19 protein-coding genes are annotated in these 25,033 nt (G+C 68.3%); 8 read left to right on the top strand and 11 right to left on the bottom strand.

Annotation, left to right across the window (positions count from 1 at the left end; translation table 11 throughout):
• The first annotated feature begins 23 nt into the window (after positions 1-23).
• Both ACN6PJ_RS26380 and ACN6PJ_RS26375 read left to right on the top strand, forming a co-directional pair.
• Positions 24-1,421: a 4Fe-4S binding protein gene (locus ACN6PJ_RS26380; RefSeq protein ID WP_427998740.1), complete on the top strand. Its 1,398-nt coding sequence runs from the start codon at positions 24-26 to the stop codon at positions 1,419-1,421.
• A 79-nt stretch (positions 1,422-1,500) separates the two neighbouring features.
• Positions 1,501-2,373 (top strand): PhzF family phenazine biosynthesis protein, encoded by an 873-nt coding sequence (locus tag ACN6PJ_RS26375; RefSeq protein WP_427998739.1) that lies wholly within the window; start codon positions 1,501-1,503, stop codon positions 2,371-2,373.
• 95 nt (positions 2,374-2,468) lie between these two features.
• Here ACN6PJ_RS26375 and ACN6PJ_RS26370 read toward each other — a convergent pair whose 3' ends face one another.
• The 5 genes from ACN6PJ_RS26370 to cphA (ACN6PJ_RS26350) form a co-directional block, all read right to left on the bottom strand.
• Positions 2,469-2,807 (bottom strand): BON domain-containing protein, encoded by a 339-nt coding sequence (locus ACN6PJ_RS26370; protein WP_427998738.1) that lies wholly within the window; start codon positions 2,805-2,807, stop codon positions 2,469-2,471.
• Positions 2,808-2,880: 73 nt separating this feature from the next.
• Complete coding sequence (locus tag ACN6PJ_RS26365; protein ID WP_006389411.1) at positions 2,881-3,045, bottom strand: DUF1328 domain-containing protein; 165 nt, start codon at positions 3,043-3,045, stop codon at positions 2,881-2,883.
• 27 nt (positions 3,046-3,072) lie between these two features.
• Positions 3,073-3,273, bottom strand: a complete 201-nt coding sequence (locus ACN6PJ_RS26360; RefSeq protein WP_043542954.1) for a CsbD family protein — start codon at positions 3,271-3,273, stop codon at positions 3,073-3,075.
• Between the two features lie 607 nt (positions 3,274-3,880).
• Positions 3,881-6,451: a cyanophycin synthetase gene (cphA, locus tag ACN6PJ_RS26355; RefSeq protein ID WP_427998737.1), complete on the bottom strand. Its 2,571-nt coding sequence runs from the start codon at positions 6,449-6,451 to the stop codon at positions 3,881-3,883.
• A 68-nt stretch (positions 6,452-6,519) separates the two neighbouring features.
• Entirely contained in the window at positions 6,520-9,135 is a 2,616-nt protein-coding gene (gene cphA, locus ACN6PJ_RS26350) for a cyanophycin synthetase (protein WP_427998736.1), read from the bottom strand.
• 260 nt (positions 9,136-9,395) lie between these two features.
• Here cphA (ACN6PJ_RS26350) and ACN6PJ_RS26345 point away from each other — a divergent pair, with 260 nt between their 5' ends.
• Together ACN6PJ_RS26345 and ACN6PJ_RS26340 are read left to right on the top strand one after the other, a co-directional pair.
• Positions 9,396-11,681, top strand: a complete 2,286-nt coding sequence (locus ACN6PJ_RS26345; protein ID WP_427998735.1) for an ABC transporter ATP-binding protein — start codon at positions 9,396-9,398, stop codon at positions 11,679-11,681.
• A 21-nt stretch (positions 11,682-11,702) separates the two neighbouring features.
• Positions 11,703-12,173 carry a DUF1854 domain-containing protein gene (locus ACN6PJ_RS26340; protein WP_427998734.1) on the top strand — a complete coding sequence of 157 codons (471 nt, stop codon included), beginning with the start codon at positions 11,703-11,705 and terminating at the stop codon, positions 12,171-12,173.
• 16 nt (positions 12,174-12,189) lie between these two features.
• On the opposite strand, the gene ACN6PJ_RS26335 is transcribed toward ACN6PJ_RS26340, so the two are convergent.
• Complete coding sequence (locus ACN6PJ_RS26335; protein WP_427998733.1) at positions 12,190-13,326, bottom strand: GNAT family N-acetyltransferase; 1,137 nt, start codon at positions 13,324-13,326, stop codon at positions 12,190-12,192.
• Positions 13,327-13,412: 86 nt separating this feature from the next.
• On the opposite strand from ACN6PJ_RS26335, the gene ACN6PJ_RS26330 reads away from it, so the two are divergent.
• From ACN6PJ_RS26330 to ACN6PJ_RS26315, 4 genes are all read left to right on the top strand, one after another.
• Positions 13,413-14,234, top strand: a complete 822-nt coding sequence (locus tag ACN6PJ_RS26330; RefSeq protein WP_427998732.1) for a ferritin-like domain-containing protein — start codon at positions 13,413-13,415, stop codon at positions 14,232-14,234.
• 4 nt (positions 14,235-14,238) lie between these two features.
• The gene (locus tag ACN6PJ_RS26325; RefSeq protein WP_427998731.1) at positions 14,239-15,456 is read left to right on the top strand and encodes a lytic murein transglycosylase; all 1,218 of its coding nucleotides are present in this window, start codon (positions 14,239-14,241) and stop codon (positions 15,454-15,456) included.
• Positions 15,457-15,568: 112 nt separating this feature from the next.
• The gene (locus ACN6PJ_RS26320; protein WP_427998730.1) at positions 15,569-15,985 is read left to right on the top strand and encodes a YidB family protein; all 417 of its coding nucleotides are present in this window, start codon (positions 15,569-15,571) and stop codon (positions 15,983-15,985) included.
• Between the two features lie 77 nt (positions 15,986-16,062).
• On the top strand, positions 16,063-16,986 hold the full coding sequence (locus ACN6PJ_RS26315) for a DUF4434 domain-containing protein (RefSeq protein ID WP_427998729.1): 924 nt from the start codon (positions 16,063-16,065) through the stop codon (positions 16,984-16,986).
• Between the two features lie 22 nt (positions 16,987-17,008).
• On the opposite strand, the gene ACN6PJ_RS26310 is transcribed toward ACN6PJ_RS26315, so the two are convergent.
• The 5 genes from ACN6PJ_RS26310 to wecB all read right to left on the bottom strand — a co-directional run bounded on the left by ACN6PJ_RS26310 (position 17,009) and on the right by wecB (position 24,932).
• Positions 17,009-17,365, bottom strand: coding sequence for a hypothetical protein (locus tag ACN6PJ_RS26310; RefSeq protein ID WP_427998728.1), 357 nt, complete (start codon positions 17,363-17,365; stop codon positions 17,009-17,011).
• A gap of 129 nt (positions 17,366-17,494) precedes the next feature.
• Positions 17,495-19,804, bottom strand: a complete 2,310-nt coding sequence (locus tag ACN6PJ_RS26305) for an NfrA family protein (RefSeq protein ID WP_427998727.1) — start codon at positions 19,802-19,804, stop codon at positions 17,495-17,497.
• A complete protein-coding gene (locus ACN6PJ_RS26300) occupies positions 19,801-21,504 on the bottom strand; it encodes a glycosyl transferase family protein (RefSeq protein ID WP_427998726.1) in 1,704 nt (567 codons plus the stop codon). The genes ACN6PJ_RS26305 and ACN6PJ_RS26300 overlap by 4 nt, the downstream gene beginning before the upstream one ends.
• 18 nt (positions 21,505-21,522) lie before the next feature.
• Positions 21,523-23,736 carry a cellulose biosynthesis cyclic di-GMP-binding regulatory protein BcsB gene (locus tag ACN6PJ_RS26295; RefSeq protein WP_427998725.1) on the bottom strand — a complete coding sequence of 738 codons (2,214 nt, stop codon included), beginning with the start codon at positions 23,734-23,736 and terminating at the stop codon, positions 21,523-21,525.
• 41 nt (positions 23,737-23,777) lie between these two features.
• Positions 23,778-24,932, bottom strand: a complete 1,155-nt coding sequence (gene wecB, locus ACN6PJ_RS26290) for a non-hydrolyzing UDP-N-acetylglucosamine 2-epimerase (protein WP_427998724.1) — start codon at positions 24,930-24,932, stop codon at positions 23,778-23,780.
• Positions 24,933-25,033: the final 101 nt, after the last annotated feature.

Raw genomic sequence — 25,033 nt, 5'->3', positions numbered from 1 at the left:
ACCGAATATTCGAAGGTTTGACCATGGCAGCTGCACTCGGGAGGGCGACCTCCCGTATCGCCGACTTCCTCCGCGACCATGCCCCGCTGTTGCGCAAGCTGCAGTGGGGCATTGTCGCGATATACGCGTTCCTTCTGATCGTGCCTGCGATCCTGCCGCTGCCGGACAACGCATCGTCGGTCTTCAACAATCTGACGATCGTCGCGCAGTTCGCGTTCTGGGGCGTATGGTGGCCGTTCGTGCTCATCTCCATGCCGATCCTGGGGCGGGCCTGGTGCGGCTGGCTATGCCCTGAGGGCATGCTGACCGAGTGGGCCAGCGAACGCGGCAAGGGGCTTGCCATTCCGAAATGGCTGCGCTGGGGCGGCTGGCCGTTCGTGGCGTTCGCGCTGACGACCATCTATGGGCAACTCGTCAGCGTCTACCAGTATCCGCTGGCCGTGCTGGCCGTGCTGGGCGGGTCCACGGTGGCCGCCATGATCGTCGGTTGGCGCTATGGCCGCAGCAAGCGGGTGTGGTGCAAGTACATGTGCCCGGTCAATGGCGTGTTCAACCTGCTCGCCAAGCTGGCGCCGTGGCACTTCAAGGTCGACGAGGAAAAGTGGCGCCATCCCGTCATCCGGATCGAGCCCATCAACTGTGCGCCGCTGGTGCCGCTGCGCCACATGAAGGGCGCGGGCGATTGCCACGTATGCGGGCGCTGCAGCGGCTACCGCGGCGCGATCGCGCTGACGCCGCGTTCGCCCGAAGAAGAAATCGTCCGCGTCGCGCATGGCGATCCCTGGCAGACCGCGCTGCTGTGCTTCGGCCTGATGGGCATCGCGATCGGCGCCTTCCTCTGGAGCGCCAGCCCCTGGTACGTGACCGCCAAGCAATGGGCCGCGACCTGGCTGGTCGAGCACGACATCATGTGGCCGTTACTGGACAACGCGCCCTGGTTCATCCTTACGCACTATCCGGAAGTGAACGACAGCTTTTCCTGGCTGGACGGCGCGGGCATCCTGATGTTCGTCGTCGGCGCCACGGTATGCGTGGGGGGCGCGACCTACCTCTCTCTGTGGATCGCCGACCGCCTGGCGCCCGCCGCGCCCGCGGCGGGCGATTACGCCGGGCGCTGGGGCCGGCCGGGGCTGCACAAGCTGGCCCAGGCCCTGATCCCGTCGGCGGGCATCGGCGTGTTCCTGGGCCTGTCGGCCACCACGGTCAACCTGCTCAAGCACGAAGGCGTGCAGGCCGCGTGGGCAGCTCCCGTGCGCTTCACCCTGCTCAGCCTGGCGGTGCTGTGGACGCTGCGCCTGTATGCGCGCCTGCTGAAGCCGCGCCAGGCCGGCGCGCTGCGCAAAGGCCTGGCGTGGCTGGTGCTGGTGGCGGGGCTGGCGCCGTTCTGCCTGGCCTGGGTGCTGTTCTTCGCCATCTGGTAGCCCGCGAGGGGGCGCTGCGATAAAGTGTGGGGCCGCGCCGGCTTGCCGCCGGCCCGTCCCTACGACTACGCTTCCCGCCATGGCTGCCTACGCATTCCGCTTGCTCAACGTCTTCGCTTCCTCCACCTTCAGCGGAAACCAGCTCTGCGTCTTCGAGGACGCCCGGGGCATGGACGACGCCACCATGTTGAACCTGGCGGCGCAATTCAATCTGTCCGAAACCACCTTCATCCTGCCTTCGGAGCGGGCGGACGCGCGGGTGCGCATCTTCACGCCGGGCTACGAGATGAAGTTCGCCGGCCATCCCACCATCGGCACCTCGCAGGTGGTGCGCGATCGGTTCAATACCGGCGACGAACTGAAACTGGAGTTCATCGCCGGCATCGTGCCGGTGACGGCGCGCGGCGACGCCTGGACCTTCACCGCGCCTTGTCCGGACGGCGTGCGCACCGCGCCGCCTGCCTTGGACCGGGCGGAGATCGCCGGCCTGGCGGGCCTGGAGGCCGGAGACCTGCTGGCGGACCCGGTCTGGGTGGACACCGGCGCGGACCAGTTGCTGCTTCCGCTCGCCAGCGTGGACGCGGTGCGCCGCGCCGCGCCCGACGCCTCCCGGCTGGACCGCTGGCAGGCCAACAGCCTGGGCCGCAAGGTGATGTATGTATTCGCCTTCGAGGAAAACGCGGCGCGCGACGGCCGGCAGGTGGTGGTGGCGCGGTACTTCTATGCCAAGGCCGGCGGTGGGGTGCACGAGGACGCCGGCACGGGCTCGGCCTGCGCGAACTTGGGCGGATGGCTGCGGCATCGCGGCCAGGGATTGCCCGCCAGCATCCTGGTGGAGCAGGGCGACCAGATGGGCAGGCCGTGCCGGCTGTTGCTGGACGTGCTGCCCGATGGACGGATCCAGGTGGGCGGACGCGCGCTCGAGATCGGCCGCGGCGTGGTGAACGTCTGAACGGCAAGGGTTCTCCGCCGCGGTTCCCATAAAAAAACGGCGCCCGCGTATGCAGGCGCCGTCTTGCCTCGGGGCCGGCCCGAAGCGGCATGGGATCACCGCTTGTTCTTGGCGGGATCGACCTTGATGTTGTTCATGACCTGCTTCACGCCTTCGACGCCGCGCGTCACGGTGGCCGCATGATCGGCCTCGGCGGCGGTCCCCACGGTGCCGGTCAGCGTCGTGACGCCGGCATTGGTTTCCACGGCGATGTCCAGCGCGCTCAACTGCTTGTCGGCCACGAAGGCGGCCTTGACCTTGGTGGTTACGGTGGCGTCGGACGCGTATTCACCCACGGACTGTTTCGGCTTGCCGTCGTCGGCGGCAAAGGCAATGGAAGTGAAGACAGCGCCAGTGCCCAGCGCAGCGGCGGCGATCAGCTTGCGAAATTCCATAGTCATGCTCCTTGTTGGTGTGGTTCGGCGCGTTCGAGACGCAACGGATTTCGGAAAGTCCTCGGCACGGGTCCTATTTCTTGCGGAATGCGCCGCCCAATATGGACAGCAGCGCCAGTACCAGGAAGACGAAGAACAGGATCTTGGCGATGCCCGCGGCGCCGGCGGCGATGCCGCCGAAACCCAGGACCGCCGCGATGATGGCAATGACGAAGAAAACTACGGCGTAGTGCAGCATGTCAGCTTCTCCTGGTGGTTGCTCGGATCAGGGATTGCGGTCGAAGAAGTCGCGGACTTCCTTTTCCGCTTGCTCCCGGGTCTTGCCATAGCGCTCCTGGATCAGGCCAGCCAGGCGCTCGGCGTTGCCTTCCGTGCGGGTCAGCTCGTCGTCGGTGAGCTCGCCCCAGGCCGCCTTGGCCTTGCCTGCCAGTTGCTTCCACTTGCCCGCGATAACGTCGTTGTTCATGGTGATCTCTCCGTTTGCGTGCGAGGCGGGTTTGTGGCTTGCAAACCTGGCCCCGCGGTGGGATGGGACATCGATCAGCCAGGCCTGCCTGGGTGGCGGATGCCGTCGTGCAGGCCATGTCTTCAACGTACGAGTCGCCGGCAAGGCCTGTCAAACCCGGCTGTGGGTAAATGTAACGACGCCGGCGGGGCGGGACGGCCCGATTTACGGCGGCAGGAGTTGCAGGCGCCCTCGCGTTGGAAGTTACATTCCAGCAATGTCTTGTCCGCTTTTGCGGAGGGCTGGTAACGGGATCTGCGGGCGGGCGCCGGGCGGAAGTATGTCCATGGCCGCTGGCCCGGGGCGAAGCGCAAAGGTATAGTCGCCGTGAGGAACCCGCGCGGTTCGACCACGACGAAGAGGAGAGGGGCACGCATGACGCAACGACTTTGCAGCGCGATCTTATTGACGCTGGCCGCCATGGCGGCAGCGGGATGCACGCACGTGACGGACAGGTACCAGGCGGCCGTCCCGGCGGTGTCGGCCAGCAGCTGAGCCGCAAGGCGCTGCGGGGAGACGTGAAACGGGGCGCCAGGGCGCCCCGTTTCCGTTGCGCCGCGAGCGCGGTTCAGGCCTGCGAGATTCGGCTCGCGATGTGGGCCAGCGCCTCTTCCACCTGGTCCACCAGGATCAGGCACAGGTCGCCGGGCGCGAGCCGGGCCAGGGCGGTGTCGATCGCCAGGAACTCGCCATGGATCTCTTCGATGTGCTTGCTGCGGGTGGCGTTGGCCAGGCCCTGTTGCAGCAGTGCCAGCACCTCGCCGTCGGCGCGGCCGCGCTGGCACTGGTCCTGGTAGAGCACCACTTCGTCGAATGCCTCGCCCAGGATTTCGGTCTGCATGCGGATGTCTTCGTCGCGCCGGTCGCCCGCGCCGCTGATCACGACTGAGCGCCGCTTGGCGGGCATGGCGTCCACCGCGCGCACCAGCGCGAGGATGGCGTCGGGGTTGTGGCCGTAGTCCGCGATCACCGTGGCGCCCCGGTAGTCGAAGACGTTGAAGCGTCCGGGCGCGGTCTGCGCGTCGTTGACGAAGGAGGCCAGGCCGCGGCGGATGACGTCCTCGTTCAGCCCCAGGGCCCAGGCCGCGGCGATCGACGCCATGGCGTTCTCGACCTGGAAGGTGATCGTGCCGTTGCGCGTGAGCGGAATGGCGGAAAGCGGATAGCGGATTTCGTCGGCGCCCTGCGCGGCCACGATCGCGTCGCCATCGCGATACACGGCGCGCAGGCCCTGCGCGCGGTGCGTGGCCATCACGGGATGGTTCCGGTCCTCGGCGAAATAGGTGATCGAGCCGGGGCAGCTGGCGGCCATCTCGGCCACGATGGGATCTGCCGCGTTCAGGACGGCGGTTCCGCCCGGGTGCACGTGCTGCACGATCACCCGCTTGACCACGGCCAGGTCTTCCACCGTGCTGATGTAGCCCAGGCCCAGGTGGTCGCCCATGCCTATGTTGGTGACGATGGCCACGTTGCAGCGGTCGAAGGCCAGGCCTTCGCGCAGGATGCCGCCACGGGCGGTTTCGAACACGGCCGCGTCCACGTCCGGATGCATCAGCACGCTGCGGGCGCTGCGCGGGCCGCTGCAATCGCCGGTGTCGATGCGCAGATTGTCCACGTATACGCCATCGGAGTTCGTCATGCCGACGCGGTTGCCCGCCGCGCCCAGGATATGGGCCGTCAAGCGCACGGTGGTCGTCTTGCCGTTGGTGCCGGCCACCGCCACCACGGGAATGCGGCCATCGTCGCCATCCGCGTACATGGCGGAAACAATGGCTTCGCCCACCGCGCGGCCCTTGCCGAAAGAGGGGTTCAAATGCATGCGCAGGCCGGGCGCGGCATTCACCTCCACTACGCCGCCATGCTGGTCTTCCAGCGGATACAGCACGCTTTCGGCCACCACGTCCACGCCGCAGATGTCCAGCCCGATCATGCGGGCCGCGGATACCGCGCGCGCGGCCATTTCGGGGTGCACCTCGTCGGTCACGTCGGTGGCGGATCCGCCGGTGCTCAGGTTGGCGTTGTTGCGCAGGAAGATCAGCGTGCCGGCGGGCGGTACGGAGTCGGCGTCGAAGCCTTGTTTCTTGAGCGTGGCCAGCGCGATGTCGTCGAAGCGGATCTTGGTCAGCGAGGTGGCGTGGCCGTCGCCGCGCAGGGGGTCGGCATTGACCTGATCCACCAGTTGGCGGATGGTCTGCTGCCCGTCGCCCGTGACCTGCGGGGGATCGCGGCGCGATGCCGCCACCAGGGCGCCGCCCACCACCAGCAGCCGGAAGTCGTGGCCGGGAATGTAGCGTTCCACGATGACCTCGGAACTGATCTCCTCGGCGGCCTCGAACGCCTGGATCACCCGTTCGCGCGTTTCGATGTTGACCGCGACGCCGCGTCCCTGGCTGCCATCGCGCGGCTTGACCACGACGGGGCCGCCCAGCTCCTGGGCCGCCGCCCAGGCTTCCTCGGCCGTGGTCACCGAGCGCCCCATCGGCACCGGGACGCCGGCGGCGTCCAGCAGCATTTTCGTCAGGTCCTTGTCCTGCGCGATGGATTCGGAGATGGCGCTGGTCTGGTCCGTTTCGGCGGCCTGGATGCGGCGCTGCTTGCTGCCCCAGCCGAACTGCACCATGCTGCCTTGCGTCAGGCGGCGGTAGGGAATGTTGCGCGCGACGGCGGCATTCACGATAGAGCCCGTGCTGGGGCCCAGGCGCACGTCCTCGTCTAGTTCGCGCAGGCGCTTCAGGGCGTCGGCCAGATCGAACGGCGCGTCGTCCAGCGCGGCGCGCACCAGCACTTGCGCCAGCTCCATCGCCAGCCTGCCGACTTCCTCTTCGCTGTACTCGACCACCACCTGGAACACGCCGGGTTCGATGGTGGACGCGGTGCGGCCGAACGTGACGGGGCAGCCCGCGTAAGCCTGCAAGGTCAGCGCGACGATCTGCAGCACGTGGGCGATGGAGACCGCGCCCTGGTGGCCTTCGGGGCGCAGCAGTCCGATCTGTGGCATGCGCGCGCGCAGGCGCGCTTCGAATTCGGGCAGATTGTCGATGGAGCATTCGGCGTCGGCGCAAGAGACGATGGCCTCGATCGCGGTGTTCTTGCTCCACAGGTTGGGGCCGCGCAATGCTCGGATACGGGAAACTTCCATGGCAGGTATTCCTGTCTAGCTCACGCGCGCCCGCGCTTGTGCGGGGCGCGCGCGGATATTGGATATTGTCAGTGCTGCTGAATCCAGCGGCGGACCAGATCGATGGTGGGGCCGGAGAACGCTTCGTCCGATTGCAGCAGCACGAAGTCGCCCGCGGCGATGCCGCCGAGCTGGCTTTCGATGGCCTTGCCGTGATCGGGCTCCTCCTGGATGTCCTTCACGCGGGCGCCTTGCGCCAGGCCCTGGCGCAGCAGCGCGCGCGCCTGGCCGGCAGGGCGCTTGCTGCGCACGGTAAGGTCGTCGTAGAGCACGACCCGGTCGAACGCGTCGCCCAGCAGCCGGCCCTGCTCGATCAGGTCTTCGTCGCGACGGTCGGCGCCGGCGGAATAGACGGCGGCGCGCAGGGTGGACGGGAACTGGTCGATGGCGGCGATCAGCGGACGCAGCGCCGAGGCGTTGTGCACGTCGTCCACCACCACGGTGCTGCCGTTGCGTTCGAACAGCGTGAATTGCCAGGGCGCATCCGCCTGGTCGATGTCGAAGGTTTCGATGCCGGCGCGGATCAGTTCGACCGGAATGTCCAGCGCCCAGGCCGCGCCGACCGCGGCCAGCACGTTCTCGACCTGGAAGGCCACGCGCCCGCCGTGGGTCAGCGGAATGGCGGCCACGGCGGCCAGCTTTTCCTCGCGGGATCCCTGCGCCAGGACGATGCTGCCGTCGCGCACGTACACGGCGCGGCGGTCCTGCCGCAGGTGCGCGGCGATGGCGGGCAGGGTGGGATCGATGCCGAAGAAGATCACGGCGCCGTCGCACAGCTCGGCCATTTCCACGACGCGCGGATCGCGCGCATTCAGCACGGCGGCGCCGGTCGGGAGCACCACGTCCACCTGCGTGCGGAACACGTTGAACATGCGCTCCGTTTCATTGATGTCGAAGTCGCCCAGATGATCGGCGTCGTCGATATTGGTAACCACGCCTACCTGGCAGCGGTCGTAGGCCAGGCCCTGGCCGAGGATCACGCCGCTATCGTTTTCGATGACGGCGGCGTCCAGGTTGCGGTTCATCAGCAGGCGGGTGCCCGAGTCGAAATCGGCGCGGTCGCCCTTTTGCACCAGGCGCCGGTCCAGGTAGAGGCCTTCGCTGCAGGCCAGGCCGGTGCGCTTGCCCGACAGGTGCAGCAGGCGGGCCACCAGGCGCGCCACGACCGTCTTGCCGTTGGTGCCGGTCACGCCCACGATGGGGATGCGGCCGGTGTCGCCGTCGGGGAACAGATGGTCGACGATGGCGCGGCCCACGGGGCGGGGCGTGCCGTCGGCCGGCTTCAGGTGCATCAGCAGGCCGGGGCCGGCATTGACTTCGACGATGGCGCCGCGCTGCTCGTCCAGCGGACGGGTGATGTCCTCGGCCACCAGATCCACGCCGGCGATGTCCAGGCCCACGATGCGCGCGGCCAGGGTCACCGTGGCGGCGACGCTGGGATGCACGCGGTCGGTCACATCGAAGGCGACGTTGCCGCTGCGCTGCACCAGCACGCGCTGGCCTTCGGCCGGAACGCCGTCCTCGGTCAGGCCCTGGCGGGCGATTTCCAGCCGGGCGGCGGAATCCAGGCGCACCGGGTTCAGCGGGTGGTTCTCGGTGCGGCCGCGGCGCGGATCGGTATTGATCTGGCTGTCGATCAGTTCGCTGATGGTGGACTTGCCGTCGCCCGTCACCCAGGCCGGCTCGCCCGCCGCGGCGGCCACCATGCGGTTGCCGACCACCAGCAGGCGGTGCTCGTTGCCCAGCACGAAGCGCTCGACGATCACGCCGCTGCCTTCGTCGACCGCCACGCGGTAGGCCGACACGACTTCGTCTCGGGTCGTCAGGTTGGTGAACACGCCGCGGCCGTGATTGCCGTCATACGGTTTCACGACCACGGGCAGGCCGATGTCTTCGGCGGCTTCCCAGGCGTCTTCCTCGTTGTCGACGAGGCGGCCTTCCGGCACGGGCACGCCGCAGGTCGACAGCAGTTCCTTGGTCAGGTCCTTGTCGCGCGAGATGCCTTCGGCGATGGCGCTGGTGCGGTCGGTCTCCGCGGTCCAGATGCGGCGTTGCGCCGATCCATAGCCGAACTGCACCAGGTTGCCTTCGAACAGGCGGATATAGGGAATGTCGCGGTCGTCCGCCGCATCCACGATGCAGGCGGTGCTGGGGCCCAGGCAATGCTTGTCGATCAGCCCGCGCAGTTTCGCGACGGCGGCGGGCACGTCGAACGGGCGGTCTTCGATGGCGGCCATGACCAGATCGCGCGCTTCGTTCAAGGCGGCGCGGGTGACCTGCTCCTGCCAGGCGCGCACGACCACCTTGTAGACTCCCCGGACGGAGGTTTCCCGGGCCTTGCCGAACCCGCCGCGCAGCCCCGCGAGGTTCTGCAGTTCCAGCGTGACATGTTCGAGGATGTGGCCGGGCCAAGTGCCTTCCTTGACGCGGGACAGGAACCCGCCCCGGACCCCCGGACTGCAGCGATGCTCGATCAGCGTCGGCAGCCATTCGGTCAGGCGTTCGTAGAAGCCGGGAATGGTATTGGAGGGGTAATCCTCCAGCTCGCCGATATCCACCCATGCTTCCAGGACCGGGCGATACGTCCAAATGTTCGGGCCGCGCAAAGCCACGACATCGAGAAATTCAATGTCTTTCTTTTTCATGTTTTAATTTGCTGAAGAAGCAGGTTGGCACGCGCGGACGCCCCTATGCAATACCGCGAATTTATTGGGGTTGCGACTTTAGAATAATGCCAACGAGTTGGGGGATCCCAGATATTCCTAATTAGAAAAATCGGCTGATACTATACGACGCCTTCAGGGCGTGAACTCGTTGTGTTGTAAGGAAGGGACACGTTTCCCGCCCCTCCCGGTGGCGAACCGGTTGCCTCGTAGGGCAGAGTCCTGGCCCGGTATGCGTTCCAATGAAAAAACCACACCTGCTTTCCGGCCTTGCCGAAGCCTTTCCTGCCCGCTGGCGGGATGAAATCCGTGCCGAACTGGCGGATGGCGAAACACTGCTGGCCTCGGTTGAAACAGACCTGGATCAGCGCCTGAAGTTCCAGCCGGGCCTGGTCGCCGCCACCGACCGCCGCCTGCTGGCCCGCCGGCCCGACGGCGCCGGCTGGGAATCCTGGCCATATGGCCCCCAATTAAGGCTCAGCCTGACCGACCACGCGGGGGCCGCGCAACTGGAGTTGCACGACGATTCCGCCCGCCTGGGCGTGTGGCGCTTCACCCTTGCCCGGAACCCGGCCGCGCTGCGCCTGCTGGCGCAGTTCGAGGCCCAGCAGGCCATCCGCCTGTCCGGCCGCCAGGCGGAGGAGCCGGAGCCGCGCCACTGCACTATCTGCAATAACGCCATTCCCGCGGGCGTGGAAGAATGCCCGGCCTGCAACCAGGAACAGGCTGCGCCGTCGTCGACCTGGGCGCTGCTGCGCCTGTGGCGTTTCGCGCGGCCTTACCGCGGTCCGCTGCTGGCAGGTTTCCTGCTGACCCTGATGGGCACGGCGGCCACGCTTGTGCCGCCCTACCTGACCATGCCGCTGATGGACGACGTGCTGATTCCGTTCCAGAACGGCGCGCCCATCGACTACGACAAGGTCCGCCTCTATCTGGGCGGCCTGCTGGCGTCGGCCTTCCTGGCGTGGGGCCTGGGCTGGGCCCGGACCTACATCCTGGCGTGGGTCAGCGAGCGCATCGGCGCGGACCTGCGCACCACGACCTACGAACACCTGCAGCAGCTGTCGCTGGAGTATTTCGGCGGCAAGCGCACCGGCGACCTGATCTCCCGCATCGGCAGCGAAACCGACCGCATCTGTGTGTTCCTGTCGCTGCACCTGCTGGATTTCGCCACCGACATCCTGATGATCACCATGACGGCGGTCATCCTGGTGTCCATCAATCCCTGGCTGGCGCTGGTCACGCTCGTGCCGCTGCCCTTCATCATCTGGATGATCCACGCCGTGCGCGACCGCCTGCGCCACGGCTTCGAGAAGGTCGACCGCATCTGGTCCGAAATCACCAACGTGCTGGCCGACACGATCCCCGGCATCCGGGTGGTCAAGGCGTTCGCGCAGGAAAAGCGCGAGGTCGCGCGTTTTCGCGAGGCCAACAACCGCAACCTCGAAGTCAACGACCGCGTCAACACCACGTGGTCGCTGTTCTCGCCCACGGTCACGCTGCTCACCGAAGTGGGGCTGCTGGTCGTATGGATCTTCGGCATCTGGCAGGTATCGCAAAAGCAGATCACCGTTGGCGTGCTGGCCGCGTTCCTGGCCTATATCGGGCGCTTCTACATGCGGCTGGATTCGATGAGCCGCATCGTGTCGGTCACGCAGAAGGCGGCCGCAGGCGCCAAGCGCATCTTCGATATCCTCGATCACGTTTCCAGCGTGCCGGAGCCGCAGAATCCGGCCAGGCTGCCGCACATCAATGGCCGCATCGAGCTGCGCGACGTGGGGTTCCGCTACGGCAACCGCCAGGTCATCCGAGGCCTGAACCTGAACATCGCGCCCGGCGAAATGATCGGCCTGGTGGGCCACAGCGGGTCGGGCAAGAGCACCCTGATCAACCTGATCTGCCGCTTCTACGACGTGTCGGAAGGCGCGGTGCTGGTGGACGGCGCCGACATCCGTTCGGTGCGCGTGGCCGACTACCGGCGCAACATCGGGCTGGTGCTGCAAGAGCCGTTCCTGTTCTTCGGCACCATCGCCGAGAACATCGCCTACGGCAAGCCCGACGCCACGCGCGACGAGATCGTGGCCGCGGCGCGCGCCGCGCACGCGCATGAATTCATCCTGCGGCTGCCGCATGGCTACGACTCCCTGGTCGGCGAGCGCGGCCAGGCGCTGTCGGGCGGCGAACGCCAACGCATCTCCATCGCGCGCGCCTTGCTGATCGACCCGCGCATCCTGATCCTGGACGAGGCCACCTCGTCGGTCGACACCACGACCGAAAAGGAAATCCAGAAGGCGCTGGACAACCTGGTGCGCGGACGCACCACGATCGCCATCGCCCACCGCCTGAGCACGCTGCGCAAGGCGGACCGCCTGGTGGTGCTGGACCGCGGCCAGATCGTCGAGCAAGGGCCGCACGAAGAATTGATGGCCCGAGAAGGCGCCTACTATCGGCTCTACCAGGCACAGGCGCGCCAGGCCGAGGCCGACGCGCAGGCGTCGGGCAGCGAAGACATGGCCGCCGTGGCCTGACGCGGAACCAGGATTATCGTCATGACCTTGCCGTCCTTTCAGCTGCGCCGCAATGCCTTCGGACGCCTGGAATTCCAGGCCGCCGACGGCGACATCCACGAAGGGGTCATCCCGGTGCGCGCGTTCCCGATCAGCGAGGCGGGCCGCGGCCTGTCCCTCGTGACCGGCGACGGGCGCGAACTCGTCTGGATCGAACACCTGTCCGACGTGCCCGCGCCCCAGCGCGCGCTGATCGAGGAAGAACTGGAGAGCCGGGAGTTCATGCCCGAGATCCGCAAGCTGGCCAGCGTGTCCACCTTCGCCACGCCCAGCACCTGGAAGGTCGACACCGACCGGGGCCCCACCTCGTTCACGCTGCGAGGCGAAGAAGACATCCGCCGCCTGAGCCCTCAGACGCTGCTGATCGCCGACAGCCACGGCATTTTCTATCTGGTGCGCGACATCCAGTCGCTGGACAAGCACAGCCGCAAGCTGCTCGACCGTTTCCTGTAGGCCGCGGCGGGCCCGCTCAATCCCCGGCGGGCCGCTTGAACGGCGTGTGCGTTTCCAGCTCTCCCAGATAGTCCGCCACGGCCTCCGTTTCTTCGTCCAGGAACGTCCGGATCGCATCGGCGAACCCCGGGTGCGCGACCCAGTGCGCCGACCACGTGGGCGTGGGCAGCAGGCCGCGCGCCATTTTGTGCTCGCCCTGCGCGCCGCCCTCGAAGCGGGCGAAGCCATGCGCGATGCAATAGGCGATGGCCTGCATGTAGCAGGTCTCGAAATGCAGGCCCGGCACATATTCCGTCGCGCCCCAGTAGCGGCCGTAGAGGGCATCGCCTCCCGCCAGGTTCAGCGCGGCGGCCACAGGCTGAGCGCCCCGCTGCGCCAGGATCAGCACGAATGCCTCGGGCTGTTCGCGATGCGCGCGCTCGAAGAATTCACGGCTCAGGTAGGGCGGATTGCCATGGCTGAAATAGGTGCGGCAATAGCACTCATAGAAGAAGCCGAGTTCCTCGGCCCCGATCTGCGCGCCGCGGAGCCAGCGGTACGCCAGCCCGGCGGCCGCGACCTTCTTGCGGTCCTGGCGGATCTTCTTGCGCTTGTCGTGGCTCATGGCCGCAAGAAAGGCGTCGAAGTCCGCATAGCCCGGGTTGGTCCAGTGGAACTGCACGCTTTCGCGCACCATGAAGCCGGCCTCGCGCAGCGTCCGCATATCGGCCTCCGCCGGAAACAGCAGATGCAGCGACGAGACGTTGATCTGTTCCGCGAACGCGACCAGCCCGCGCACCAGGGTGTCGCGGTCTTCGTCGTTGCGCGCCAGCAGCCGCGGCCCCGTCACGGGGGTGTAGGGGATGGCCGACAGCAGCTTGGGGTAGTAGCGCAGCCCGTGGCGCTGGAAGGCATCGGCCCAGGCGTAGTCGAACACATATTCGCCGCGCGAGTGGGATTTCAGGTAGAGCGGCGCCGCCGCGGCCAGCGCGTCGTCGCGCCAGAGCGCCAGGTAGTGGGGCGCCCATCCCGTTTCCGGGGCCGCGCAGCCGGTTTCATGGAGCGCGCGCAGGAAGGCGTGGCGCAGGAAGGGCTGGTCGCCCGCCAGCGCATCCCATTGCCGGGCGTCGATGCGGGACAGGTCGGTTTCTATGGTCAGGCGCAGGGAATCCATGTGCGAATGATAAAGTCTCCGTGGTTGCGCGGCGTCGACGCCGTTGCGGTATTTATCGGGGAGCCGCCTCCGGCTGGGAATCAAGCATGGATATGAACACGGTCTCGCCTTCGGGCGGCGAGGAGCAGGATTGCCTGCGCGGCCTTGCGTTGGCCGCGCTGGCCGCCACGGCATGGCAGGACAAGCTGGCCGGCGTGCGGGCCATCTCCGATGCCGCCGTGCTGGATTGCGGCAAGACCTTTGCGCCGTCCGCCGTCCTGCCGGGCCGTCCGCCGCTGCCCGAGCTGGTTGCGCCTTCCCAGGTCCGGCAGCGTTCCATGGCCACCGAGGAAGGGCGCGCGGCGCTGCTGCACGCGCTGGCGCACATCGAATTCAATGCCATCAACCTGGCGCTGGACATCATGTGGCGCTTCGCCGGCATGCCGGAGGCCTTTTACCGCGATTGGCTGCGCGTGGCGCGCGAAGAGGCCTATCACTTCGATCTGCTCAGGCAGCGTCTGGCCGGGATGGGCCACGCCTACGGTGACTTCCCCGCCCACAACAGTCTGTGGGACATGGCGCAACGCACGAGCGAAGACCTGCTGGCCCGCCTGGCGCTGGTGCCGCGCACGCTGGAGGCGCGCGGCCTGGATGCGTCTCCCGCGATCCGCGCCAAGCTGGCTGGGGCAGGGGACACGGACAGCGCGGCCATCGTCGACATCATCCTGGCCGATGAAATCGGCCACGTGGCCATCGGCAACCGCTGGTACAAGCACCTATGCGCGCAGATGGGGAAGGACCCCGTCGCCTGCTATGCCGAACTGGCGCAGCGCTATGGCGCGCCCCGGCTGCGCGGCCCCTTCAACCTGGAGGCGCGCCGCGCCGCCGGATTCGACGACGCCGAGCTCGCCGCGTTGCAGGCGGATTGAGACCATGACTATCCATATTCCCCGCCGCACCGGCGCCTTGCTGGCCAGCGTCGCGCTTGCGCTGCTGGCACCGGCCTCCCATGCCGCCGAACCGTTAGCCGCGTGCCTGGCGCAGTTGCGCGGGCCGGCGCTGAAGGCCGGGGTGTCGGGCGCGACGTTCGATGCCCATACCGCGGGCCTGGCGCCGGACATGGCGGTGATCGGCCTGCTGGACGCGCAGCCGGAGTTCAAGACGCCCATCTGGGACTACATGGCCGGCCTGGTCGACGACGAACGCGTGGCGGACGGCCGTGCCGGCATGGCGCGCTGGCAGGCCGAGCTGGACCGGGCGGCGTCCCGCTATGGCGTGGACCCGGCCACGGTCGCGGCCGTCTGGGGCGTGGAAAGCAATTACGGGCGCACGCTGGGCGGCAGGCCGCTACTGACTTCGCTGTCGACCCTGTCCTGCTTCGGCCGCCGCCAGGCCTATTTCCGGGGCGAGTTCTACGCGACCCTGAGAATCATCCAGGACGAACATCTGGCGTCAGACCGTCTGTTGGGGTCATGGGCCGGCGCGTTCGGCCAGACCCAGTTCATGCCGTCGACCTATCTGCGGCTGGCGGTGGATTTCGACGGGGACGGCCGCCGCGACCTGGTCGACAGCGTGCCCGACGCGCTGGCGTCCACGGCCAACTTCCTCAAGCGCGCGGGATGGAACAGCGCGCTGGACTGGGGGTATGAAGTCCGCCTGCCGGCGGGGCTTGACACGGCGGGAGCCGGCCGCAGGAACAAGCGCCCGATGTCCTATTGGGTGAAGCAGGGCGTGGCGCGCGCCGATGGCCGGCCATTGCCCGCGGGCGATGTCCCGGCCGGCCTGCTGCTGCCGGCGGGCAAGGCTGGCCCCGCGTTCCTTGTCACCCGCAATTTCGACGCCCTGTATTCCTATAACGCGGCGGAAAGCTACGCGCTCGCCATCGCCCACCTGTCGGACCGGCTGCGGGGCGCCGGGCCGCTGGTCCAGGCCTGGCCCACGGACGATCCGGGCCTGTCGCGGGCGCAGCGGCGCGAACTGCAGCGCCTGCTGATCGCCCGCGGCTATGATGTGGGCGAACCCGACGGCATGATCGGCGCCCGTACCCGGACCGCGTTGCAGGCGGCGCAGCGCGAACTGGGCCAGCGCCCGGACGGCCGAGCCGGGCTGAAGGCGCTGCGGGCGCTGCAGGCGGGCAAGGCGGCGGATTGAGCCGGCGCGCAACGACAAGCTTTGCAAAGATCCGCCGCCGGACCCGCCGGATGACGCCCACGGCGGCGGGCGCCGGCCTATACTGATTCTCCGACTTTTCAGGAGCACGATGATGAGCCTATTGGATTCCTTGGCCTCGATGGCCGGCGGCGGTCAGCAAGGGGGCTCGGCGTCGCTGTTGCCCGCGCTGATCGAGCAATTGAGCAAATACCCGGGCGGCCTCTCCGGCCTGATCGAAAGCTTCCAGAAGGGCGGCTTGAGCGAGATCGTGGCCTCGTGGGTGGGCACGGGCCAGAACCTGCCCGTCAGCGCCGACCAGCTGGGTTCCGTGCTGGATCCCGGCGTCGTGAACGAACTGGCCGCCAAGACCGGCCAGGATTCGGATTCGCTGCTGGGTTCGCTGTCCTCGCTGCTGCCGCAGCTGGTTGACCAGGCCACGCCGGACGGCACCGTGCCGTCGAATCCCCAGTTCAACCCGGCCGATCTGCTGGCCTCGTTGTCGGGCCTGTTCGGCAACCGCGCAGGGTAGTACCCATCGCCCGGCGGCTCTTGCAGGCGTCCGCGCCTGCTTCCCCCGGCCGGCGGCGCCTGTTGCGCGGCCTGGGCATGGCGGCGGTCGCCGCCGGCCTGTCCGCGTGCGCGCCGCCCTGGTCGGTGCAGAGCACGTTCTGGCAATTGTGGCCCAGCCACCTCTCGCTCTCGCCGCAAGCATGGCGCGAACGCATCGCCGCCATGCACGGCCTGGGGTTCCGCGAAATCATCATCCAATGGACGGGGACGAGCGGCGGCCCCGAGCCGTGGCAGTTGTCCGCGTCCACGCTGGCGCTGATTTTCGACGAAGCGGAGCGCCTGGGCGTGGGGCTGCAGCTGGGCCTGCCCTACGACGAGCGCTGGTGGCGGCAATTGGGCGATCCGGATGACGCCGCGCTGGCGGCCTTCCTGCAGGCTGCGCAGGCGCAGGCGCTGGCCTACGCCCGGGCCGCGAGCGTAACCGGGCGCGCCGCCTTCCGCGGCTGGTACATTCCCTACGAGATCGAGCAGCACAGCTGGGCCGCCCCCGGCCGGCAGCCGCGCCTTGCGCGATGGCTGCGCGCCCTGTCCGATCCGCTTGCGCAACAGGCGGGGCGCGCGTCCGGCATTTCCACGTTCCACAGCAAATTGCCCGGACCGCTAAGCCTGGCCGACCTGTGGAGCGGCCTGCTGGACGCCGCCAGCGTGAGGCCCATGCTGCAGGACGGGGTGGGCGTGTCCGGCATGGCGGCATATGAGGCGCTGGCGCCCCTGCATCGCATGCTGCTGGCGCGTCGCGCACCGTTCGACCTGATCGTCGAGCTGTTCGAGGAGCTGCCGTCCGAACGCAAAGACGGCACCACCTTCAATGCGCGCTCGGCCGACGCCGCTCGCGTGCGCCGACAGCTGCGCATCGCGCGGCGCTACCGCGCGCAACGCGTGATCGCGTTTGCTGCGGACCCCTGGCTGATCGGGCCTACGCCCGAGGCCGAGCGGCTGCGGCGGGAATGGCCGCCATAGGCGGCCGCCGAGCAGCCCCGGACTAACGCGGTTGCGCGGCCGCCACGGCTTTGAGCTGCGCGCAGGTTTTTTCCTTGTCCGCCGCGCTCAGCGCGCCCAGTTGCGCCTTCGTCGCGCCGTATGACTTCGAGAAGGAGGCGTCGAAGTCCGCGGCGGACATGCCCTGGGCGCCGGTCGCGGTCTTCTGCTGTTGCTTCATCTGCTCGAGCTGCGCCGCCGTGTAGGCGTTGCAGTACTCGGCGGCGGCATGCATCTGGCCGCTCAGCGCGGCCAGGTCGGGCATCTGGCCGGGCATGGCCTGCTGGGCGAGGGCGGCGGCGCCGCACACGGCCAGGGCGGCGGCGGGCAGGGCGATACGAGCTTGTCTGAGAATCGGCAATTCAATCTCCAACGCGGTAAGGGGATCGGGTTGCACGCCCGGCGATCGCGCTGCCTGCGTGGCGCGAAGCACTATGCCCGATTCATTGTTATAGGCTTATGAAGCCATGTAATGATGTGTATCTGCGGCTCAGTACGACAGCGTCATGTTCATGAACCAGCCCTTGGCGCGGTCGGTCGCGCCGCCGCCGATGCTGGTGCGGTACTGCACCCCCAGGTCCAGGTACGAGCGCGGCGCGTTGTAGTGGTCTTCGCGGAACCAGTAGCGCACGTTGAAGCCCGGACCCACGCCCAGCGACCAGGAACTATCGTGGCTGGAAAGGACGACCGACTGGTTGCCGTAGACGGGCAGGTCGTTGAGCTTGGCCACGTTTTTCTGCCACAGCCAGTCGGCGCCGACGACCGCATAGGGAAACAGGACCAGCTTGTCGCTGATGCCGGTGGCGCGGAAACTGCGGCCCACGCGCAACTCGCCGGACAGGAAGGCCTGATCGCGCTTGAGACGGCCCGAGGCGCTGCCCAGCTCCTGTTGGCGATCGCCCTTGGCGTCCACGGAATAGGCGGTGTAGCGGGCGCTATTGTCGTCCCAGGCATAGCCGGCCTGCGCATAGCCCTCGATGGTGAGCCAGCTGGGCACGTCCACGCGCAGTTCGCGGCCCTGGTAGTAACCATAGGTGATGTAGGTCATCCACCCGCCTGCATTGCCATTGAGCTTGTAGCGCGCCACGGCGCTCTGATCCTGCAGGTTCGGATAGGCCTCGTGGAAGGCCCGCTGCGCGTTGCACTGGACCGCGCTGGATTCGGGGTAGGCATAGCCTTGGCGGGTGCCGGACCCTAGGTAGAAACGGCGCTCGATGCCGAAGGTCACTCCGGTATCGGCCAGCAGGTAGCGCAGGCCCAGCGCGCCGATCGTGCTCGGGATGCCCGAGGCGCTGCGATTGTTGCGGAAGCGCTCCTCATCGTCGCGCTCGTCGGGCGTGCTCAGCCCCGTGCAGGGGTCCACGTTCTTGCGCGATTCGTACGTGCTGCCGCTGTCGTGCAGGGTGTTGGAACTGCGCGCATAGGCTTCGAGCATGCCCCAGCGGTTATTCAGCTGCGGCGGGCGCCAGAAGATCTCGGCGGTACTGAACACCACGTCCCCGGGCGTATTGATGGCGGCGCCACCCAGGCTGGAACTGGCAGGGCGCGCGCCGCGGTACGACGCCGAAAACGAGGCTCCCCATTCGCGCGACAGATTCGCGATGGCGCTGCGCGTGTTGTAGCGTTCCAGCGGGCTCAGGCCCAATTGGCCGGCATCGTCCTGGTCGATCGCCTGCTTGAGCGACGCCGTGGCGGCCCGATTGTCTCCCATCGCCGATTGCGCATAGGCCTGGTCCAGGATAAGGCGCGGCGGCGCCTGACCCGTTGCCCGCGCGGCGGCGAAGTCGGCAGCCGCCTCATCGGGCCGGCCCAGGCGCTGGCGCACGTAGCCGCGTTGCGCCAGCCGTTGCGCGGACCCGGGCTGGCGGGCGATCTCGTCGTCGAGCCGCGCTTCGGCCTCGGCGGCCTGGGCCGGATTGCCCGCGGCCAGCGTGGTCGTCAGCAACTGGGCATAGCTTTCGTTGTCCGGCGCCTGCGCCACGGCCAGGCGAGCCTGCGCGATCGCCTCCTGGAATTCGCCCTTGTCATAGGCGGCATAGGCGCTGGCGGCGGCTTCGCCGCCGGCGGCGGGCGCGGCCGCCGCCCGGGCCGCCGCGGTCTGCCGCTGGAAGGCCTGCTGCCGGGAGAGCAGGGCGGCCTTGTTGGGGGCTCCTAGCGCCAGGGCGCTATCGACCGCGCGGCGGGCAGCCTCGTACTGGTGCTGGGCGCCCAGGGATTCGACCCATAGCAGCGCCCATTCGCCTTGCGCCGGCGCGGCGCGGAAGGCCCGTTCGGCGCCGGCCGCCGCCGCCGCGTAATCATGGCGGGCGTAGTCCGCATAGGCCCGCGCAGCCACGGGATAGGCCCGCTGATAGGCGCTCTTCGGGGCCGGCGTCGGCGCCGCTTGCGGCGCGGGCGGGGAGGGCTGCGCGGCCGGAGGCGGAGGGGCGCTGGCCGTGGCCGGCGGGCGGCGCAGATTGGCCAGGGCCCGGCGCAGTTCGGCCGTGCCCAGCCCGTCGGCGATCGCCGCGTCGGCCGCGCGCGCCGCTTCCTGGCGCTTGCCCTGCTTTTCCAGGGCGTATACCAGCAGCAGCCGCAGCCGCGCCACGTCGGGCCGCAGCCGGATGGCGTTCTCGGCCATGATCTCCGCCGTTTCGTAGTGTCCGGCGTCGTATTGCTTGTAGGCCTGGTCGGCGAGCTGGTAGGCGTCGCCTTCCAGCGGCCGCTCGGCGGCCGCCTCGGCTTGCGCGGCCGCCTCGGGCGCCGCTGCCGCGCACGTCAGCAGGGCGGCGAATGCCAGCGAGCGGGAGAGAGGGGTCATGGAGGGGATGGCCTGTGCGATAGCGGATCCGTGGGGGGCGCGTCCTGCGCCGGCGCGCCTTGCTGGAACGACAGCGCCTCGCGCAGCGTGCTTTCATCGAGCCAGCCTTGCTCCATGAGAATCTCGCCCAGCGGCCGCTTCTCGCGGGCCTGCATCTCCAGCGCCCGCTCCAGCATGGCGTGGTCGATCGCCTGCCAGGACAGCAGCAGGTCGCCCAGGCGCTGGCGCTGCTGCGTCAACTGGTCCGTGGAGGGGAAGTCGTGCATGGTCTTGTCCCAGGCCAGGCGCTTGCCCGTGATCAGATGGCCGATGAACAGCCGCCAGGCCCGCGCCGCCGCCATGGCGTTGATGAAGTTGCCCACGATCATCCGCGGCATGGACAGCAGCGCATGCTCCCAGCCGTACATGCGGTGGACGAAATAGGCGCGTTGCGCCACGCGCAGCAGCAGCGCTATGGCATTGATCCACATCAGCGTCACCAGCCAGCCCCCCGGCCGGAAGTACGACGGGTAATAGACCGTCCACCAGCCGAAGAGGTCCGCCAGATAGAAGATGAAGAAGTTGGCCAGCAGCAGGTAGGCCAGGATCGCGATGAACGAGGTGACCAGCCCCTTGCGGTCGCGGAACAGCAGGTATTTGGTGGCCAGCGATCCCGTCCATCCCACCTGCTGCCAGCCCTGCAGGCCGATGCCCAGGGTCCAGCGCGCCTTTTGCCGGTAGGCGGTGCGGAATGTATTGGGAAAGTACTCGCGCACGCCCAGCGGCATCGCGACCGTCGAGACCTTCTCGGGCCCGGCGCCGAACCACGAGCGGCGTCGCGTGACGTATTCGACCTGGAACTTGCCGAAAATCTGGCGCATGCCGCGCTGGGCCAGGCGGGCGCCGATGTCGTAGTCTTCCGTCAGGGTGTCGGTATTAAAGGGCTGGTTGTCGGTCTCCGCCGCCAGCTCGGTCAGGGCGCGGCGCGAGAAGCAGGTGCCCACGCCGGCGGAAGGCACCATCCTGGACAGGCTTTCGCGCACCACCAGGTCCTTGGTGTGCCATTCCGCGAATTCGTCCATGTAGGTGCCGGCCACCAGTTCATACCAGTGCCGCTCCAGCGACGTCACGGGCAACTGGATGAAGTCGATGCGCGGCAGCAGGTAGTTGTAGTACTTCAGCTCCAGCGGGTGCAGCACGTCTTCGCTGTCGTGCAGAATCACCCCCGCGAAGGGCACGGGCTGCCGGGTGTCCTGCGCGAAGATTGCCTGCACGATCCAGTTCAGGCAATCCGCCTTGCAGGTCGGGCCGTCGTGCGGGACTTCCACGCGTATCAGCTGGCGGTAGCGGCGCCGCATGCGCTCCACCTCCCTGATCGTGCGCTCGTCGTTCTGGTAGGTGCCCGCGAAGATCATGTAGTTCTTGTATTCCAGCGTGGACACCATGGTTTCGAGCATCGACGCGATCACGTCGTACTCCAGCCACGCCGGCACCATGATCGCCAGGGGCTGTTCCGGTTTGGCGCGCAGCTGCTCGGCGGTCAGCGGGGCGTAACGGCGCTTGACCGTCAGCGACCGGCGCAGCTGGCGGAACCAGTACCAGCCGTCGATGAACAGGTCGTCCAGGCTCGACAGCAGGATGATCACGCCGACCACCGCGGTCACGATCTCCAGGCCGCGGTAGTAGTCGGCGATGAGGTAGGGCCAGTAGAGCGAGGACATGGCGCCGGCGCCTCCGGATTACTTGTTTTCCTTGCTGTTCTTGCGGTTCACCCGCAGGGCCAGGATCAGGATCAGGAGCAGCACCAGCAGCCCGATGCTGATCGCGGGCACGCTCCACGAAAGGTAGCGGCGCCATTCGAAGAAGGCGCTTTCGCCCGCGCCTGGCGGATGGCTGGCGCCCGGATCGGCGCTGTCGATCCAGGCCAGTGGCCCGGCGGCGCCGATGATCGCGACATTGCCGCGATTCAGCACGAAGGGGGCGTCCAGCGCGCCGGGCTGCTGGCCCAGCGCATGCCACAGCACGCCGCTCTGGCCTCCGGCGCTCACGACCTCGGCCGTGCTCAGATGGTCCAGGCCGGAGATATCCAGCCAGGGCGCGTTCTTGCCGTTCACCGTCAACTGCTTGCGGTCCGTGACTTTGACCAGAGGCTTGGCGCCGTCCAGCGCAACCTCCATCGCCAGGAAGGGCCGGCCGGGCTTGGCCGCCTGTCCGGCGGGCGCAAGGGACAGCTGGGCGCGGGTGGCCGACAGGCCGCTGGCCGAGGCGATGCCGATGACCCGTTTGATATTGCCCGGCGCGTCGGCCAGGTAGCTGTCGGGGACGATCAGTTGGGGATTGCCCGCCAGCAGGGGCAGCAGCCCGATGAAAGTGCCGTCGGGTTCCGCGGCGCCGGGCTTCACGTAGCTGGTCGGCAGCACGTTCACCGGGTAGCCCTGAGGAATCTCGTTGCAGTCCACGGATACCGGCTGGCGCTGGAACGTGACCCGCACGGCGTTGGCCACGCCCAACGCATAGCCGGGCACGCGCGCGGTCAGGCGTTCGGGCCTGCCGGTCGCCTCCAGCTGCTTGGCGGCCAGCAGGATGCCATTCCAGAACACTGAGGCCACGGGGCGCGTGGCCGACGCGCCGGGCGCGGCCGCCAGGTCCATGACCAGTTCGTCGGGCATGCCGCCATCGGCGGAAACGGCCGCCAGCGGGAAGGTGATGTTCCAGTCGCCGCGGGCCACCACGTCGAAGCTGGAGGGCGAGCCTCCGAGGCTCGTCAGCCGCAGGCCGCCGTCCTCGAAAGCCCGAGGCGCCGCCGCGGCCTGGACCTGCACCTGACGGGTCACCAGGATCCGGCGCCACGCCGTGTCGAAGGCGCCCGCGCCCTGCGCCCCGGCATCGGCGGCCACCGCGATCACCGCCTGGCGGCCCAGCGGCAGCACGCGGATTTCCCTGGACTGCAGATCCTGGCCCGCCAGCGGCATGCGCCGGCCGCGCCACGCCTTGAATGCTTCGGCGGCGTCGGCGTCCTGCGCCAACTGCGCCTGCAAGGCGTCCAGCGCCTCGTTGTAGCGCGCGCGGAGCTGGGCGTCCGCGATCACGACGTCGCCGCTGACGGCGGGGGCGCCCATGACCAGCAGCGCGCCGATCTCGGCGGGATTGGCGAGTTTGTGCTTTTCGTCGCCGGCCACCGCGGCAAATGCGGGAACCTGCGCCAGCCCGTTCGGGACCTGGAGGCCGCGCGTGTCGACCTCGTCGCCGACGGCTGGAAATCCCTTGACCGCTACGTGCTTGCCGCTGCGCTCCATGGCCACGCCAATGCGCCAGGCGCTGTCGAAAGCCTGCTGATCGAGTTTGTCGCCCGACACCATCAGCACCGGCTTGCCCGGCAGCATGCTCCAGGCGTCGTCCAGGCTGCCGATCGCCGCGGCGTCGTAGCGGTAGCTCAAGCGCGTGCGCGGTGAAATCGTCAGCGCGTTGGCGGTGGCGCGGTTGCTCTCGCAGCGGCGCAGCGCGATCTCCGACTGCCAATCCACGCCCAGGCGCAGGAAACCGGTTTCCCGGCTGCGTTGCTCGACGTTCAGGCTGCGGGCGGCCGAGCCTTCGCCGTCGGCGATGCGCTGAGCGGCTTGCGGCACGCCGTCCACCCACAGCACCATGCTGGTCCGTCCCGGCTCGCCCTTGGTGTAGCGGGCGTCGAAATTCAGGGCGGCGTCCGAGATCGGCACGCCGCGCGGCACCGGCAGGTAGAACTCCTGACGCGCATCGCTATTGCTAAGCACCACGGGCTCCCGGATGCCCAGGTCTTCCAGGCTGACGTCCCGCGAGACCCAGTCGTCGCCCTGCAGGCGGCGCAAGGCGTCGCCCGCGGGGCTGGCCAAGGCCCCCAGCGGGAGCAGCAACCCGGCGGCCATCAAGGCGCGGCGGAGTGTACGGGCGGCGGAGATATGCGAGGAGTTGGACATGGAAGCTCCGGGCTGAGGCACGTCACGGGGGGGGCGGCGGACTAGTGAGGAACTGCGGATGCGTAGGGATCGAATTCGGCCACGGCGCGGCCGCAGAGCGCGTCGACGATGCGCTGGCAGGCCCGGCCATCCCCGTAGGGATTGATGCGCCGCGAGAACGCCGAATGGCGCTCCGGGCTGTCCAGCAGCCGGTTCACCTCGTCGAGGATGCGTTGCGTGTCGGTGCCCACCAACGCCACGGTGCCTGCGCGCACGGCCTCCGGGCGCTCGGTGACGTCGCGCATCACCAGCACCGGCTTGCCGAGGTAGGGCGCCTCTTCCTGCACGCCGCCGGAATCCGTCAGGATCAGATAGGCGCGCTGCATGAACCACACGAAATCCAGGTAGTCCAGGGGATCTATCAGGTGCACGTGCGGCAGGCCGGCCAGCGCCTTCATCACCACATTGCGCACTTGCGGATTCAGATGGACGGGATAGACGATCTGCAGGTCGTCGCGCCGCGCCAGCCCCGCCAGCGCCGCGCAGATGTTCCTGAAGCCTTCGCCGAAGCTCTCGCGCCGGTGGCCGGTGACCAGCAGGAGGCGGCGGGAAGAGTCCAGCCAGCCGTAACGCGCCGCCAGCCCGCGCGCGAGCGGCCCGTCGGGCGCGAGCTTGGCGCAGGTCGCGGCCAGCGCGTCGATGACCGTGTTGCCGGTCACGGTGATGCGCCCCGGCAGGTTTTCGCGCAACAGATTGCCGCGGGATTCCGCGGTGGGCGCAAACAGCCAGTCTCCCACCGCGTCCACCACGCGGCGGTTCATCTCTTCCGGAAAGGGCATCGCCAGGTTGCCGGTCCGCAAGCCTGCCTCGACGTGGCCGATGCGCGCGCGCCGATGGAAGGAGGCCAGGGCGCAGGCGGACGCCGTGCTGGTATCGCCGTGGACGAGCACGCAGTCGGGCCGCTCCGTTTCGAGCACGGCGTCCACACGGCTGATCAGGCGGGCGTACAGGCCGTTGAGCGTCTGGTTGGGCACCATGATGTCGAGGTCGTGCTGCGCACGAAGATCGAACAGCGCCAGCACCTGATCCAGCATTTCGCGGTGCTGGCCCGTTACGCATACGACGCTGTGGATCTGGGGGTCGCGTTGCAGCGCCGAGACGAGAGGCGCCATTTTGATGGCCTCGGGGCGCGTGCCGAATATGGAAAGGACTTTCATCGCGAGAAGCGGCCCTCCAAACGCCAGTGGCATTTACTTGCGTCGATTATGGATTGAAATCATTCGTAATATGTGACGGATTATTTCCTTGAAAAAGGTGC

Source organism: Achromobacter sp., from assembly GCF_050285585.1.
Classification (GTDB): domain Bacteria; phylum Pseudomonadota; class Gammaproteobacteria; order Burkholderiales; family Burkholderiaceae_B; genus Achromobacter.
Note: the sequence above shows the minus strand (reverse complement) of the source record. Positions and strands in the feature narration are given on the sequence as shown.